Genomic DNA, 16,276 nt, shown 5'->3' on the forward strand with positions numbered 1-16,276 from the left:
CGGGGCGGGGAATACATTGTTTGAAGATCCGGGCGATCTCAGCCCAAGAAGGAGGATCCATCCCATGACCAAAGTCTCTTTCCAACTTTATAGCGCCCGCAATTATCCGCCGCTTTCCGATGTCCTCGCCCTGCTTGGCTCGCTGGGCTACAATGAGGTCGAAGGCTTCGGCGGCATCTACGGACCGATGGACGATAGCGCGATCAAGTCGTTGAAATCCGAGCTCGACGCCAATGGCCTTGTCATGGCCACCGGCCATTTCGGCATTGACCAGCTCGAAGACGAGCCCTCGCGGATGCTGTCGATCGCTCGCACGTTCGGCATGGACTCGATCTATTGCCCCTACCTGATGCCCGAAGATCGCCCGAAGGATGCTGATGGCTGGAAGGCCTTTGGCGCAAGGCTCGAGAAGGCTTCCAGACCGTTCAAGGATGCCGGCCTCGAATTCGGCTGGCACAATCACGACTTCGAGTTCGTCGCGCTTTCCGACGGCTCGCTGCCGCATGACCGCCTGTTTGAAGCAGCACCCGGTCTTTCTTGGGAAATGGATGTTGCCTGGGTCATCCGCGGTGGCGCCGACCCCTTCAAGTTCATCGATAGCTACAAGGACCGGATCACCTCCGTCCATGTCAAGGACATCGCGCCGGCCGGCGAGAACGAGGATGAAGGTGGCTGGGCCGATGTCGGCCATGGCACCGTTCAGTGGAGCAAGCTCTGGGCGGCACTGAAGGCCACAAAGTCCAAGCACTTCATCGTCGAGCATGACAATCCGTCCGACCTCGTGCGCTGCGCAACGCGTTCGATCGAAACCATCAAGACTTTCTGAGGATCACCACAATGGCAAAAGAATATGGCGTCGGCATCATTGGATGCGGCAACATCTCGGCGGCTTACTTCAGGCTCATTCCGCTCTACAAGAACCTGAAAGTCGTCGCCTGCGCCGACATCAACCCGGCCGCCTCCAAGGCACGTGCCGAGGAGTTCGGCGTTGAGGCGCAGGATATCGACGCGCTGCTCGCCAATCCGGCTGTTGAAGTCGTCGTCAACCTGACGATTCCGGAGGCGCATTATCCGGTGTCGAAGAAGGCGCTCGAAGCCGGCAAGCATGTCTATTCGGAAAAGCCCTTCGTGCTGTCGATCGAGCAGGGCGAAGATCTTCGCAAAACAGCCGATTCCAAGGGCCTGCGGGTCGGCTCGGCGCCGGACACCTATCTTGGCGGCTCCCACCAATTCGCCCGTCATCTGATTGACAGCGGCAAGGTCGGCAAGATCATGTCGGGCACGGCGCATGTGCTCGGACCGGGCATGGAAATGTGGCATCCAAACCCGGACTTCTTCTTCCAGCCGGGCGGTGGGCCGATCCTCGACATGGGGCCGTATTATGTCAACAACCTCGTTAACCTGATCGGACCGGTCAAGCGCGTCGTGGCAATGGCCAACAAGGCCAAGCAGGAGCGGACCATCAGCAATGGTCCCCGCAGCGGCGAGAAAGTGCCAGTCATCGTCATGACCAATGTGCATGCGGTGCTGGAGTTTCAGTCCGGTGCGCAGGTGTCGCTGATGGCGAGCTGGGACGTGTGGGCAAATCGCCACCAGAACATGGAGCTCTACGGCACGGATGGCGCGATCTTCGTGCCGGATCCTAACTTCTTCGGCGGCAAGGTCGAAGTTGCCGGCACCGACAAGGAAGTGCATGAGGCGGAGGTCTGGGATCATCCTCTCACTGCCAAGAACTACAATTTCGAGTGGGGCCTGCAGGCCAACTATCGCGGTGTTGGCCTTGCCGACATGATGGTCGGCGTCGAAACCGGCCGCGATCACCGCTGCTCGCTGGATCGTTCACTGCACACGATCGATGTGCTGACGTCGATCCTGCACTCGGCGGAAGAGGGTAGGGCGGTCGACATCAAGACGACCTGCTCACAGCCGGCGGCGCTGGGAATTGAAGAGGCAAAATCGTTGCTGCGTTGAGAACTTAAACCCCTCCCCACAAGGGGGAGGGGCTCTATCTCGCGTGCTTCGTTGGCTTTGGCGCTCCTCATTTGCTTAAGGAATCTTTTTGCTGGGACAGCGTCGCGGTTTAACCCCTCCCCCTTGTGGGGAGGGGTCGGGGAGGGGTAAAGACACCCAATACAAATCATACTATTGGAGAGAGACATCATGGCCTGGCAACCCGCCGAAAATCGCTACGACAAAATGAAATACAACCGGGTCGGCAAGAGCGGGCTGAAGCTGCCGGCTATCTCGCTCGGTCTCTGGCACAATTTCGGCGATGACACACCGCATGAGCGCAAGCTCGACATGTGCCGTACGGCTTTCGACCTCGGCATTACCCATTTCGACCTCGCCAACAATTACGGCCCGCCTCCGGGCAGTGCCGAGACCGCATTCGGCGAAATCATGCGCACTGAGTTTTCGGGCCTGCGCGACGAACTGATCATCTCGTCCAAGGCTGGCTACGACATGTGGCCGGGCCCCTATGGCGAATGGGGCAGCCGCAAGTATCTCATCGCTTCCTGCGACCAGAGCCTGCAGCGCATGGGCCTCGACTATGTCGATATTTTCTACTCGCACCGCTTCGATCCCGAGACGCCCCTTGAAGAAACCTGTGGCGCGCTGGACTATATCGTCCGTTCGGGCCGGGCGCTCTATGTCGGCATCTCGTCCTACAATTCCCAGCGCACGCGGGAAGCCGCCAAAATCCTCAAGGAACTCGGCACGCCCTGCATCATTCACCAGCCCAGCTACTCGATGCTCAATCGCTGGGTCGAGGACGACAAGCTGCTGGACACGCTTGACGATACCGGCATGGGTTCGATCGTCTTTTCGCCGCTGGCCCAGGGCATGCTGACGACCAAGTATCTCGGCGGTATCCCTGAGGACAGCCGTGCAGCCCAGAACCACTTCCTGAAGCGCGATTTCATCCGCCCGTCGATCATCGACAACATCAAGAAGCTCAACGAGATCGCCGAAAAGCGCGGCCAGACGTTGGCGCAAATGGCCATTGCCTGGGTGCTACGTGGTGGCCGCGTGACGTCGGCGCTGATCGGCGCCAGCCGTTCGTCGCAGATCGTCGATTGCGTCGCCGCTTTGGGCAACCAAGACTTTACGGCGGAAGAACTGCGGGAGATCGATGTCTATGCCAAGGAAGCTGACATCAATCTCTGGGCCAAGTCGGCTGAACGCGATTAAGTGATATGATGCGCCCGGATGGAGACATCCGGGCGTCTTTTTGCTCAATCTTGATGTACGTACACCAAGATTTCATTTGCTGCGTGAGGAGTGGCTCAAATGATCAAGAATCCCATCCTGACCGGGTTCAATCCGGATCCTTCGATCGTCCGTGTCGGCGAAGACTACTACATCGCCACATCAACCTTCGAATGGTATCCGGGCGTCCAGATCCATCATTCTAGAGATCTGGCCAACTGGACGCTTGTGACGCGGCCGCTCGATCGCAAGAGCCAGCTCGACATGCGCGGCAATCCTGATAGCTGTGGCGTCTGGGCGCCGTGCCTGTCCTATGCCGATGGTCTGTTCTGGCTGGTCTATACCGACGTCAAGCGGTTCGACGGCAATTTCAAGGACGCGCATAATTACATTGTCACCGCATCCACGATCGAAGGGCCGTGGTCGGACCCGGTCTATGTCAATTCGTCAGGCTTCGACCCGTCGCTTTTCCACGATGATGACGGGCGCCGCAAATGGTTCATCCAGATGCAATGGAACCATCGGCCTGAGGCCTATAACACCAATGGCGGGAATACTGCGTTTGACGGCATACTTTGCCAGGAATGGGACCCAAAGACGAAGAAGCTCATCGGCGGGGTTCACAATATCTTCGGCGGCACCGATCTTGGTCTTGTCGAGGGGGCGCATATTTTCAAGAAGAATGGCTGGTACTATATCACGGCGGCCGAGGGCGGCACCGGTTATGATCACGCCATCACCATGGGCCGGTCTCGCGATGTCCTGGGGCCGTATGAGATCCATCCTGACAAGTGGCTGATCACCTCGAAGGATGCGCCGGATGCGGTGCTGCAGCGTTCCGGCCATGGGCAATATGTCGAGACGCCGGAGGGCGAGGTCTATCACACGCATCTTTGTGGGCGGCCGCTGGCGCCGCATCGCCGTTGCACGCTCGGCCGGGAAACCGCATTGCAGAAATGCGTCTGGGGTGAGGATGGCTGGTTGAGGTTGGCGCATGGCGGCATGGTGCCGGCCGTTCATGTGCCGTCGCCGACCGGGGCTGCGACACAACCGCCACCGCGGCTCGTTGCGACAGATTTCGACGACGGCTTTCTGCCCACCGATTTCCAGTGGTTGCGCACGCCGGAGCCGCAGCGGCTGTTTTCGCTCAGCGAAAGAGCGGGGCATCTGCGCCTGTTTGGTCGCGAAAGCATCGGTTCGTGGTTTGAGTTTTCGCTGGTCGCACGCCGGCAGGAGGATCATTCGTTCGGGGCCGAGACTGTGATCGACTTCTCTCCGGAGACCTATCAGCACGTCGCGGGGCTGACGCACTATTATAACCGCTTCAAGTTCCATGCCTTGGGCGTCTCATGGCACGAGAACCTCGGCCGGGTGCTGGTGATCCAGTCCTGTGTCGGTGATTATCCGCACGGAAAGCTCGAGTTTCCGATCGGCAGCGGTTTGTCCCTTCCCGAGGGGCGCATCCATCTGGCAGCCGAGGTATATCTAAACGACCTGCAGTTCTTCTGGCATGAAGAGGGTGAGACGGAGTGGCGGGCAATCGGACCGGTGCTGGACGCCGGCGTCGTCTCTGACGAAGGCGGTGTGGGCGAGCATGGCTCGTTTACCGGTGCGTTCGTCGGCATGTTTGCCTATGATATCAGCGGTCGAGGGGCGACGGCGGACTTCGACGCTTTTGTCTATCAAAGGCTCTGAGAAGAGGAAGCCCGGCGTATCGTTTCCCCGGGCCTCAAGGAAACCAACAGTCTTAATTGCTGTTCGCGTAACGGATGCCGGCCTTCACTTCTGCGATGGCGGCGCCAATAAGCTGCCTTGCTTTGTTACGATGGCCACCCTTATCGGCGTTTGCGCGTGCAAGATAACCGTCGGCCGTAATGAGGCGATCCAGTGCTGCCTGCATGTTCGGCTGCACGGCGGCAATGGCGGTGACGCCGGCGCCTGCAGTGATGCCGATTGCCATGGAAATTGCAATGATTGCCGGGGTCTTGAGAGCAGGAAGTTTCATGGGGTGTTTCCTTTCTTTGATTCGACTTTCGACACGAAAATAGAAGTGAGGGGTCAGTTTCGTCAACTGGTGTTTGATCGGGCCTGCCGATTGGTTGCAAATCGCGATTCGAAATCAACCACATGCCTGGGGACGGGCGGCGAAACATCGAAATGCTCAGGCGGCAGTCCGCTCCGGGCACGCTCGGCCATAGCCATGAAAGCGCTCTCGAGCGCCGCGCAGAAAGCTTCGGGATCAAAGAGAGAAGCGGTTGGGCGGGTCTGAACCAGTCTCTCGCGCAGGTTTGCACGGCGAGTGCCATTTTCGGCCAGTTCGACTGCGAGATCGACGAAATGCCGCTGGTCTCTCGCGACGAGCTCTGGCAAGCCAACGGCGTTCAGCAGGCTTTCCGAAACGCGGGAGGCGAAATTGCTGCCACGCTTGGTCAACACCGGCAGGCCGGCCCAAAGCATGTCTGATGTGGTCGTGTGGCCGTTGTAGGGAAAGGTGTCGAGGCCAAGATCGGCGGCCTGAACGCGAGCCAGGTGTTCCTCGTAAGGTGCCGCGTCGGTGAAGATCACCCGGTCCGCCGAAATACCTGACGCGGCGAGGTAGTCGCGGAAGTTGCTCCGCGCCTGGTCATGATAGAGCATTGCCCAGAGGACGGAGTTGGGCACACGCTGCATGACGGCGATCCATAGATCGAGCGTCTGTCGTGTGATCTTGCGGTTGGAGTTGAAGGTCGCAAAGATGATCTTGTCTTCCGGCAGTCCCAAATCGCTTCTTTGCGCCGCATCCGGAAGAGGCCGATGGCGGCGGTCGTTGGGCTGGTAGCTCGCGGGCATCCGCACGATCTTTTCATGATAGTGCGGGCGCGAACTGTCGGGCAGCACGAAATGGTCGCCGATGACGTAATCGACATCCACTCCGGTCGTCGAACCCGGGAAACCAAGCCATGCGACGTGAACAGGCGCCGCCGCAAAGTTGAGGATTTGGCTGCGCGAATTGCCGGTATGGCCCTTGAGATCAACGGCTATGTCGATGCCATCTTGCCGCATGCGGTTGGCGGTCGCTTCGGCGCTGAGGTCGCCGACCGGGACGATCCGGCCCCATTGATTGCGCCCGCCATCATCGCGGACGATGTGGTCATCTGATGTGTAGCAGTACAGCGTGACGTCGAAGCGCGACTTGTTATGAAGCTCCAGAACATTGCGCAACAGCCGCATTGTGGCGTGGGTGCTGCCGAAATCGTTTGAGAGATAGCCGATCCTGATCCGCTCGGCCCATCGGTGCGGCATGGAGCGGCGCGCCTGGGTCGCCAAGGCGGGCGGCGTGCCCTTGATGCAGATATTGTTGGTGGCAAGCCTGTTCAGTCGCTCATCGGCGCAATGCAGAAGGTTGGCGAAATGTGTCTCGCCCTCGAAGATCCATTCCCGACCGGCATTCACTTGATCCTGCAACCAGGCTTCCTGTTCGGCGACTGTCTGGTAGTCGCAGAATTCGCGCGCCACCGACATCAGCTTGAAATGCGTGTAGTGGTCGTCCGGATAATGGCTGAGAAGCTTCTTGAAGAGGGCGAGGTTGTTGGGGTTGCGGTTCTCGGCGCTGATCAGTTCCGCGGCAAATTGCAGGTGCTCCGGTCTGTCGCTGGCCGTGAGCTTGTTCTGGAAGAAGCTCAGCAGCTCCTTCTCATTGCGGAGCTTCAGGCCTTTCACCAGCACGAAGACCATATCCATGTCAGTGGGATCGAGCTTCTGCGCCTTCAGTGCCAGCAGGAAAGCCCGCTCCTCGTCGCCTGCAGCGGATCGAGCCAGGACTGCCTGCTTGAGATGGACAAAGCCTCCGTCCGGCGCGCGAGCGGCGGCAGCCTCGAAGGCCTCGGCGGCTTCCGCAGGCATGCCCGCCTTCGACAAAGCTTGGCCCAGCAAGTCGAACAGGGCTGGATTGGATGCGGCCGGAGACTGCATGGCCAGATTGATCGCCTCGAATACCGTGGGCAGGTCTCCTGCTTGCCATGCTTCGAGTGCTTGTTGGAATGGATCCGGCATCAAGGTTCTCGCAAATGAACTCCACAAGCATGATTCATCCGAATCGCGCCTGTTTTACGATCTAGAGACACTCTCAGCCTTGCCTTAAAGTGACGGACGGCTTTCCAGTCTCAAGACGTGGACCGTTCCGCTTGCTTCAACGCGTTGATAATGTGGTTGGCGAGAAAATCGAGGACGATGCGCACATGTCGGGTCTGGCGCAACCGTTCTGGCGCAAGGATCCAGACCTCCTTGTTGGCGCCCATTTCCAGCGGCATGCAGCGGATGAGGTCGGGGTCGACGGCCGACAGCATATCAGGGCAGGGGGAGACACCAAGGCCAGCCTTGACGCTCATGTAGATGGCCATCAGGCTGTTGTGACGGATGGCAATATTCTCCTCGCGCACGTTTTCGCGCACCCAGTCGACGATTGCGCTCTGGAACTGTCCTTCAATCACCGAGACCAGCATGTGCTGCTGCAGCTCATCGATGTTTCTGGGAATGCCGTGCTTGGCCGCGTAGACGCGGCTGCAGCAGATGCTCCATCTATCGTCGGCGATGATCCTTCGGCCGAACAGGGTCGCCTCGGTCGGCGGATCGCCCGCCCGCAAGGCGATGTCTGCCTCGCCCTTGGTGAGGTCGAGCAGAGCATCTGTGGTGAACAGCTCAATCTTGATGTCGGGATATTCGCGCCCGAATTCGGCCAATGCAGTGCTCACGAAATGCGAAACTAGCAGTTCCGCAGCCGTCAGCCGCACAGTTCCCTTCAGCGTTCGTCCCGCGTGGGCCGATGCGTGATCGAAAGCGGCGTGGGCCTGTTCGACCGCCTCGAGTTGCGGCAGCAGGTCGCGCAGCGTTTGGGTCGGGCTGTAGCCGTTGCGGCGCTTTTCGAACAGCTCATAGCCGAGCTGCTCTTCCAGTGCTGCGATGCGGCGCATCACCGTTGTCTGGCTGATATCCAATACGCGGGCCGCCGCAAGCGTCGACCCTTCGCGCGCCACATGCAGGCAATATTTCAAATCGTTCCAATCGGGCATGGCCGGCCGTCCAGGGAGAGGAGAAATCTATGCCGCAATCGTTATGCAATAATGCAGAATAGAAATGCAAATGGAAAAATCGAAGTCAAACGTAATGGAGTGCAGGGACATATCTGAAACGATTATTACAATTGAGGCTTCGCCATGAAACTGATTTACGATCCAGCATCGACATCCTCACGCATCGTGACCTTCTTCCTGCACGACCAGGATATCGCTTTCGACGACCGGCGTATCGCCATCGCCAGCGGCGAACAACGCCAGCCGGAGCTCGCACTCGTCAATCCCAATTGCGAAGTGCCGGTGCTCATCGAGCGGAATGGCTTCAGCCTGTCGCAGAGCTCGTCGATTATCCGCTATGTCGCGACGAAGTACGGGCTCGAAGTCTATCCATTCGACCAGCAGCGGCGCGCGAAAGTTGACGAGGCGATCTCATGGCTGCAGACCAATTTTCACACGTACCATTGCGCGCTGCTCTCCTACAGCTACATCCTTCCGAACATGCAGGCGCTTGATCCGAAGACGCTCGCGACAATGCGGGCGATCGGCGCCGGCGGCAGCGAGAAGTATCTGAAAGTGCTGAACAACCACATGATTGGCGCCAATCGCTTCATCTGTGGAAACGAGATCACGCTTGCCGACTATGTCGGCGCCGCCAATGTGTCGCTCGGCATGTTTGCCGGCATGGATTTCAGCAATTACCCGAATGTGGCACGCTGGCTGGATACGTTGCGGTGCCGCGACGGATGGGCGCCGGCTTATGAGGAATTCGACCGGGTGGTCGGCGCCACGCGCCGCCATGTCCTGAAGATTGCCTGACAGGATCGGCCAATGAAGAAATGGTTCAATCGCATCGCCACGGCTCTCGTGGCGATCACCATCCTGGCAATCGCCGCCGTCTACGCGGCCTCCGAGATGCGGCTGTCAAGGACCTATGACACGGCGCTGGTCGATTTCGATGCCACGAAATTCCACTTTGCGCCTGAAGTGGCCGAACAGCGCGCCAAATCGCTGATGTGCTTGAGCTGCCACGGCGAGGCGGGACATGTGATCTTCGAGGAAAAGAATGTCGGTCGCCTCGTCGCGCCCAACCTCAGCAAGAAGATACCGGAATACACCGACAGCGAACTGGAACGGCTGATCCGCAAGGGGATCAAGAAAGACGGCACCGGCGTGATCGCCATGCCGTCCGCCACCTATGCCAAGCTCGCCGACGAGGACGTTGCCGCGATCATCACCTTCATGCGCAGCCGCGCACCGCGGGATGACGAGGAGAAGCGCAAGATCGAATTCGGTCCGCTTGGACGGCTGGCGCTTGCGCTAGGCAAGATCCCCTACGAGGCCGATCACGTCACCCAGTTCAGCCATCCCAAAACGCGGCCCGACGATGTCGCGCCCTATCTTGTTGCAGCGACCTGTTCGCATTGCCACGACCTCGACAAAGCGCGCGACAATGGTTTCGGCATGAAGGCGCCACCGCTGAAGATGATGGTGCAGAGCTACACCTTCGAGGAGTTCGCCGATTTCTTCAAGACCGGCAAGGCCAAAGGCGGTCGGGAGGTCGGGCTGATGTCGGAACTGGCTCGGGTGGATTTTGCCCACTTTACCGATACGGAGAAGCGGGCGATCTATGATTACCTGGTGAAGGATTAGAGAGGCGCGAGCATCATAGCCTGCGCCTGACTTTCACGATCACCACGGCGGCGGTACTTAAGAGCGCATCTGTCAACGCTGCCAGCACCCGGTTCGGGCCGGGTGCTTCTTAGTTTCTGGTCATCGGTTGGCCTGCTGTGGAGAAACGTCTCCGTGGGCAGCCAAGGGATGGACTGCAAGTGTTTAATCTCGTAGTTGCAAGCTAAGATTTCTCTACGTTTCAAGTTGGTTATGTTTTCACTTGTTTTTGGCAGCGCCTCGTTGAAGCATTTTATCTTGGGTTTATTTCTTACAGCCGGTGCCGTTGTATTTTGCTTTCTTCATGCGGCAAATCCCAGTTTTATGGGCTTCGAAACCAGTAGAATCTTTCCCTACTTCACACTGATCTTATTGGGCGCCGTTATATCCTGGCCGGTGGTGCTTACTGGGTACAAGAAATGGATAGCGCTGGCCTTTGCAGCGCTTCTTGGCGGAACAGCGTTTGTTCTATTCCTTGCGGGTCAGCACCTGCTGGGAACGCTATCTTGCTTTTTCGCACAGCTCGAATGGGTTGGTTTTTCGTCCAAACCGAAGTCCTTAAAAGAGCTGTTTAAGCGGGATCAGTAAGCGTATCGTCACCCAGCCGAAAGGCATTCCTTCAACGACTTTGCGATGCCCAGCATCATGTCGCCATAGAGGTTCTCGCCGGCTTTCAATGCGCCGGCTTCCGGATCGAGCGTGCCGGTCTTGGCATCGGTACCTTCCAGCACGACGCTGATCAGCTTTGGCTCGAATTGCGGTTCGGCAAACACGCAGGTGCTCTTAAGCGTCTTGACCTTGTCGTGGATCTGGCTGATCCGGGCTGCGCCGGGCATGTTTTCCGGCGTCACGGTTATGGAGCCGGCCACGGCAACCCCGAATTCCTTCTCGAAATACTGGTAGGCGTCATGGAAGACGATGAAAGGCTTGTCCTTGATCGGCGCGACCGTCTGCCTGATTTCTGCAGAAAGTGAATCAAGCTTGGCGTTCAAGTCATTGAGGTTCTTGACATAAAGCTGCGCATTTCCGGGGTCGGCGTCGACAAGCGTCTTTTCGATCTCCGCCGCCATTGCCTTGGCATTTGATGTGTTCAGCCAGAGATGCAGGTCGTATTCGACTTCCCCCTCATGATGCTCGTCACCATCGGCATGCGGCTCGAATGTGCCGCTCTCACGCGTCGGCAGCTTGATCAATCCGGGTGCGTCATCAAGCTCGACGATCCTGGCTTTCGAGCCCAGCGTCTCCAGCGGCTTTTCCATGAACTTTTCGAGATCATGGCCAACCCAGAAGACGATTTCCGCGTTCTGCAGCCGCGTCGCATCCGACGGCTTCATCTGGTAGGTGTGCGGCGAGGCGACACCATCGACGATCAGCCCGGGTGCGGCCACACCTTTCATGATCGATGCGACCAGCGAATGGATCGGCTTGATCGAGACGATCACATCAGGTGCTGCGAAGGCGGTGGTATATGAAGCCGCCAGCAGAAGCGTCGCGAGCAGGGTTTTGCGGGATTTCGAAAGCATGGACTTGATCCTTCTCATCATGCTGCCTAGATAAATGGAATGTTATGTTATTACATTTATTGTGTTATGCTATAACGTATGGCATACCCAGTGCCAAGCCCCGAAAACGGAAATTTTTCATGCTGAAGCGCGCGGAAGAAAAAGGGAGACTGGTCGGTCTCGACAATGCTGGCGCGAGCCGCCAGGGCCGCTGGCTGGTGCGCGGCGTCTCCTTCGAGATCAAGCGCGGCGAGATCGTCACGCTGATCGGCCCCAACGGTTCCGGCAAGTCGACCTCGGCGCGCATGGCGCTCGGGCTGCTCAAGCCGGACGAGGGTACAGTGGCGGCGCGGCCCGATCTCAGGATCGGCTATGTGCCGCAAAAAATGCAGATCGATCGCACCATGCCGCTGACGGTCGAGAGACTGATGACGCTCACGGGCTCGCCTTCGCGCAAGGAAATCTCGGCCGCGCTGGCCGAGACCGGCATTTCGCACCTCGCCAAGGCCGAGGTCCAGCATCTCTCGGGTGGAGAGTTCCAGCGCGCGCTGCTCGCCCGCGCCATTGCCCGCAAGCCAGACCTGCTGGTGCTCGACGAGCCCGTGCAGGGCGTCGACTACAACGGCGAAATTGCGCTTTACGAGCTGATCGGCGAGATCCGCGACCGCTCCGGCTGCGGCGTGCTGCTGATCTCGCATGACCTGCATGTGGTGATGGCGGCGACCGATACGGTGGTCTGCCTGAATGGCCATGTCTGCTGCACTGGAACGCCCGAAATGGTTTCGCAGAGCGAGGAGTACCAGCGTTTGTTCGGCATGCGCGGAGCGGGCGCGCTGGCGATCTACACGCATCATCACGACCATACGCATCTGCCTGACGGTCGCGTGTTGCACAACGACGGCTCGGTGACCGATAGTTGCCACCCCGGCGATGGGCACCATGACGGCCATCAGCATGACGATCACGCCGGCCATGATCATGTGCATGGGGCGAACTGCTCCTGCGGTCATGATCACAGCCGGCTGGCGCCTGTGAAGTCCGCCAAGGAGGACAGCGCCGATGTTTGACGATTTCTTCGTTCGCGCCATCGTTGCCGGAGCAGGGCTTGCGCTCACCACCGGTCCGCTCGGCTGCTTCATCGTCTGGCGGCGCATGGCCTATTTCGGCGACACGATGGCGCATTCGGCCTTGCTGGGCGTGGCGCTGTCGCTGCTCTTCAATCTCAACATCATGATCGCGGTTTTCGTGGTCGCCGCCGGCGTGTCGCTGTTGCTGTTGCTGCTGCAACGCGCCGGAACGCTGTCCGCGGACGCGCTGCTCGGCATTCTGTCGCATGCCTCGCTATCGGTCGGGCTGGTGATCCTGGCGTTCATGACATGGGTGCGGGTCGATCTGGTCAGCTTCCTGTTCGGCGATATTCTCGCGGTGGGTGAGGGCGATATCGACATCATCTGGGGCGGCGGCATCCTTGTGCTGATGACGCTCGTCTATCTCTGGAAGCCGCTGATTGCTGCGACGGTATCGGAAGATCTCGCCGAAGCCGAAGGACTGAACCCGAAGCGCGCCCGGTTGATCTTCATGCTTCTTCTGGCGCTGGTGATTGCCATCGCCATGAAGATCGTCGGCATTTTGCTGATCACCTCGCTGCTGATCATTCCGGCTGCGGCAGCAAGACGTTTCTCGGTGTCGCCGGAGATCATGGCGGTGCTATCAGCGCTGATCGGTGTGATTGCCGTAGTCGGCGGGCTCTACGGTTCGCTGACCTTCGACACGCCATCGGGGCCGTCGATCGTGGTCGCTGCACTTGTTTTGTTTGTGTTCAGCCTTCTGCCGATGCCATTCGGCCGGCGCATGGCCGCACAGGAAGGAGGACGGTCATGACCGCCCAGCAGGATCTTACCCGCAACCAGACGCTCGTGCTCTCGGCGCTGAGTGCGACAGGCGGGCCACAGAGCGCCTATGATATTCTCGACCGATTGCGCGGCGATGGTTTTCGTGCGCCGCTGCAGGTCTATCGTGCGCTGGAAAAGCTGATCGAGTTCGGGTTGGTGCATCGGCTTGAAAGTATCAACGCGTTTGTCGCTTGCGCCGATCCGCATGACCATGAAGCCCATCAGCATGGCGTGACCGCTTTCGCCATTTGCGACAGCTGCGGCAATGTCACCGAATTCCACGATCATACGATCGAGCATCGGCTGGCGGAGTGGCAGAAGGCCAGCCATTTCAAGCCCGAAAAAACCACGATCGAGATCCGTGGTGCCTGCAAGGCCTGCGCCTGATCTGGATCAGCGCCGCGAACTTCCTTTGACTGCGCGCTCCGGACGCAGATGACAGCGATGCTGAACCTGCTACAAAGGCAGAATGCAACATCACGACTCTCATTCCACCGATCACATTTTTGACGCTCAGAATGCTATCGCAGAGAGCGGCACAGCCATCGATCCCGTCTGCGGCATGTCGGTGAAGCTCGGCATCGGCAAGCCGAGCATCGCCTATCAAGGCACCGAGTATCATTTCTGTAGCGAGCGCTGCCGCGGCAAGTTTGCCGCCGATCCGCGGTTCTATGTATCGGGCCGCTCGAAGGAGAAGCCGAAGCAGGCAAAGGCCGCCGTGCAGTATTTCTGCCCGATGGACCCGGAGATCGTCCGCTCGGAACCCGGCGCTTGCCCGATCTGCGGCATGGCGCTCGAACCGATGAATCCGGCGGAGGTCGAGGGCCCGAATCCCGAGCTGGTGGATTTCACCCGTCGCTTCCTTGTCAGTACGGCCTTTTCCATTCCGTTGCTTATCCTGTCGATGGGCCCGATGCTGGGCCTGCCGATCCGAGACTGGATCGGTCATGGTATTGCCAATTATCTCGAGTTGCTGCTCGCCGCTCCCGTCGTACTCTGGGCGGCCAAGCCGTTCTTCGAGCGTGGATGGGTGTCGGTCCGCACCTGGCATCTCAATATGTGGACGCTGATCGCACTTGGCGTGCTCGCCGCCTTCGCCTACAGCGTGGTTGCGACCGTGGCGCCTCAGCTTTTCCCGCCGGCGCTTGCCGGCCATATGGGGGAAATACCCGTCTATTTCGAGGCCGCTGCTGTCATCGTGGCACTGGTCTTTCTCGGGCAGGTCCTCGAACTGAGGGCAAGGGCACGCACCGGCGAAGCGATCCGGGCGCTGAGCAAGCTGGCACCCAAGACTGCACGACGCTTACAGCCCGACGGTATCGAGTTCGATGCGCCGCTCGAAAACATCCTGCCCGGTGACCTGTTGCGCGTCCGGCCCGGCGAAACGGTGCCGGTCGACGGTGATGTCACCGAAGGAAATTCCACGGTCGATGAGAGCATGATCACCGGCGAACCTGTGCCGGTGGAAAAGGCCGTGGGCTCCGCCGTCACTGGCGGGACGATGAACCGCTCCGGACAATTCGTGATGCGGGCCGGCCTTGTCGGTGCCGACACCCTGCTCTCGCGTATCGTGCAGATGGTTGCCGAAGCGCAACGCTCTCGGGCACCGATCCAGAAACTCGCCGACCGCGTTTCCGCCTGGTTTGTGCCGATTGTCCTGCTGGTGGCGATCTGGGCATTTACCGCGTGGCTGATGCTCGGGCCGCAGCCGCGACTGGTCTACGCCGTGATTACAGCGGTGTCGGTGCTGATCATTGCCTGCCCCTGTGCGCTGGGGCTTGCGACGCCCATTTCGGTGATGACGGCGACTGGCCGTGGGGCGGAAGCAGGTGTGCTGGTCCGCGATGCTGCCAGCCTCGAGCGCCTCGCATCCGCCGACACGCTCGTGATCGACAAGACCGGCACCCTGACACTCGGCAAGCCGACCCTTCGCTCCGTCATGCCGGTGACGGGACTGACGGCCGATCGTGTGCTGGCGCTGGCGGCAGCGCTGGAAAATGGCTCGGAGCACCCGATTGCCGAAGCGATTGTCGAAGGCGCCCGTGCCAGGGGGCTGACGCTCGAAAAGGTCGAGAATTTCGAGGCTGTCAATGGTCGCGGCATTATCGGCACGGTTGGCGGTGCCCGGATCATGCTTGGCAACGAGTCGCTGATGGGCGCCAATGAAGTCGATCTGGGCGATGTCCGTGAGATGGCCGACACAATGCGAGACTTTGGCGAAACCGTCTTCTACTGCACCGTCGACGGTGAGATCGCCGCGCTGATCTCCGTCTCCGATCCAATCAAGCCGGACGCCAAGGCGATGGTGGATGCGCTGACGAAATCGGGCATGCGGGTGATCATGGCGACCGGAGACAGCGAGGCCACGGCGCGTCATGTCGGAAAGGCGCTCGGCCTTGCCGAAATCCATGCCAGCCAGTCGCCCGAGGACAAGAAGACCCTGATCGACAGGCTTCAGGCGAGCGGTCGCGTGGTGGTCATGGCCGGCGACGGCATCAATGATGCGCCGGCGCTGGCTGCTGCCGATGTCGGCATGGCCATGGGCACTGGCGCTGACGTGGCGTTGAAAAGTGCGGGCATTACCCTGCTCAAAGGCGAGCTGGCCGCAGTCCTGCGGGCCCGCAAGCTTGCCGAGGCAACGATATCGAACATCAAGCAGAACCTGTTCTTTGCCTTTGCTTATAACGTCGTCGGTGTTCCGGTCGCGGCCGGTGTGCTCTATCCGGTTACCGGCATGCTCCTGTCACCGATGATCGCCGCGGGTGCGATGAGCCTGTCATCCGTTTCGGTGGTGGCGAACGCGTTGCGGCTGCGCCGCGCGAGGCTGTGAAATACCTAGCTTAGCAACCCAAGCGGCTCAAAGAATGATTGTTCAATCGATTAATTCATTTTCAAGTAGTATTCTATAACAATTGCGCCGTGGGAGACATATGCCTGTTTCAGGGCATGACGG

The 16,276-nt window shown here is 59.4% G+C and carries 15 protein-coding genes; 11 read left to right on the forward strand and 4 right to left on the reverse strand.

Going from position 1 to position 16,276, the window contains the following annotated elements; translation table 11 throughout:
- Positions 1–64: 64 nt before the first annotated feature.
- From ACXHRN_RS09230 to ACXHRN_RS09245, 4 genes are all read left to right on the forward strand, one after another.
- The gene (locus tag ACXHRN_RS09230) at positions 65–826 is read left to right on the forward strand and encodes a sugar phosphate isomerase/epimerase family protein (RefSeq protein ID WP_488641022.1); all 762 of its coding nucleotides are present in this window, start codon (positions 65–67) and stop codon (positions 824–826) included.
- 11 nt (positions 827–837) lie between these two features.
- The gene (locus ACXHRN_RS09235; RefSeq protein ID WP_488641023.1) at positions 838–1,971 is read left to right on the forward strand and encodes a Gfo/Idh/MocA family protein; all 1,134 of its coding nucleotides are present in this window, start codon (positions 838–840) and stop codon (positions 1,969–1,971) included.
- 189 nt (positions 1,972–2,160) lie between these two features.
- Positions 2,161–3,192, forward strand: a complete 1,032-nt coding sequence (gene mgrA / locus ACXHRN_RS09240) for an L-glyceraldehyde 3-phosphate reductase (protein ID WP_488641024.1) — start codon at positions 2,161–2,163, stop codon at positions 3,190–3,192.
- A gap of 99 nt (positions 3,193–3,291) precedes the next feature.
- The gene (locus ACXHRN_RS09245; protein WP_488641025.1) at positions 3,292–4,905 is read left to right on the forward strand and encodes a glycoside hydrolase family 43 protein; all 1,614 of its coding nucleotides are present in this window, start codon (positions 3,292–3,294) and stop codon (positions 4,903–4,905) included.
- Positions 4,906–4,957: 52 nt separating this feature from the next.
- Here the strand turns inward: ACXHRN_RS09245 and ACXHRN_RS09250 are convergent, their stop codons facing one another.
- From ACXHRN_RS09250 to ACXHRN_RS09260, 3 genes are all read right to left on the reverse strand, one after another.
- Positions 4,958–5,281: a hypothetical protein gene (locus ACXHRN_RS09250; protein WP_488641026.1), complete on the reverse strand. Its 324-nt coding sequence runs from the start codon at positions 5,279–5,281 to the stop codon at positions 4,958–4,960.
- Positions 5,278–7,242: an O-linked N-acetylglucosamine transferase, SPINDLY family protein gene (locus ACXHRN_RS09255; protein ID WP_488641027.1), complete on the reverse strand. Its 1,965-nt coding sequence runs from the start codon at positions 7,240–7,242 to the stop codon at positions 5,278–5,280. Before ACXHRN_RS09255 ends, ACXHRN_RS09250 begins: the two co-directional genes overlap by 4 nt.
- Before the next feature lie 110 nt (positions 7,243–7,352).
- Positions 7,353–8,258, reverse strand: a complete 906-nt coding sequence (locus ACXHRN_RS09260) for a LysR family transcriptional regulator (protein ID WP_488641028.1) — start codon at positions 8,256–8,258, stop codon at positions 7,353–7,355.
- A gap of 144 nt (positions 8,259–8,402) precedes the next feature.
- Here ACXHRN_RS09260 and ACXHRN_RS09265 point away from each other — a divergent pair, with 144 nt between their 5' ends.
- From ACXHRN_RS09265 to ACXHRN_RS09275, 3 genes are all read left to right on the forward strand, one after another.
- The gene (locus tag ACXHRN_RS09265) at positions 8,403–9,077 is read left to right on the forward strand and encodes a glutathione S-transferase family protein (protein WP_488641029.1); all 675 of its coding nucleotides are present in this window, start codon (positions 8,403–8,405) and stop codon (positions 9,075–9,077) included.
- 12 nt (positions 9,078–9,089) lie between these two features.
- Positions 9,090–9,911, forward strand: coding sequence for a c-type cytochrome (locus ACXHRN_RS09270; RefSeq protein WP_488641030.1), 822 nt, complete (start codon positions 9,090–9,092; stop codon positions 9,909–9,911).
- Between the two features lie 231 nt (positions 9,912–10,142).
- Positions 10,143–10,517, forward strand: a complete 375-nt coding sequence (locus ACXHRN_RS09275; RefSeq protein ID WP_488641031.1) for a hypothetical protein — start codon at positions 10,143–10,145, stop codon at positions 10,515–10,517.
- Positions 10,518–10,525: 8 nt separating this feature from the next.
- On the opposite strand, the gene ACXHRN_RS09280 is transcribed toward ACXHRN_RS09275, so the two are convergent.
- Positions 10,526–11,452, reverse strand: coding sequence for a zinc ABC transporter substrate-binding protein (locus tag ACXHRN_RS09280; RefSeq protein WP_488641032.1), 927 nt, complete (start codon positions 11,450–11,452; stop codon positions 10,526–10,528).
- Positions 11,453–11,574: 122 nt separating this feature from the next.
- Here ACXHRN_RS09280 and ACXHRN_RS09285 point away from each other — a divergent pair, with 122 nt between their 5' ends.
- The 4 genes from ACXHRN_RS09285 (at position 11,575) to ACXHRN_RS09300 (ending at position 16,153) form a co-directional block, all read left to right on the forward strand.
- Entirely contained in the window at positions 11,575–12,498 is a 924-nt protein-coding gene (locus ACXHRN_RS09285) for an ATP-binding cassette domain-containing protein (RefSeq protein WP_488641870.1), read from the forward strand.
- The gene (locus tag ACXHRN_RS09290) at positions 12,491–13,312 is read left to right on the forward strand and encodes an iron chelate uptake ABC transporter family permease subunit (protein WP_488641033.1); all 822 of its coding nucleotides are present in this window, start codon (positions 12,491–12,493) and stop codon (positions 13,310–13,312) included. The genes ACXHRN_RS09285 and ACXHRN_RS09290 overlap by 8 nt, the downstream gene beginning before the upstream one ends.
- Entirely contained in the window at positions 13,309–13,710 is a 402-nt protein-coding gene (locus ACXHRN_RS09295; protein WP_488641034.1) for a Fur family transcriptional regulator, read from the forward strand. The genes ACXHRN_RS09290 and ACXHRN_RS09295 overlap by 4 nt, the downstream gene beginning before the upstream one ends.
- A gap of 82 nt (positions 13,711–13,792) precedes the next feature.
- On the forward strand, positions 13,793–16,153 hold the full coding sequence (locus ACXHRN_RS09300) for a heavy metal translocating P-type ATPase (protein WP_488641035.1): 2,361 nt from the start codon (positions 13,793–13,795) through the stop codon (positions 16,151–16,153).
- Positions 16,154–16,276 lie beyond the last annotated feature (123 nt).

This window comes from Shinella sp. OV683, from assembly GCF_057787725.1.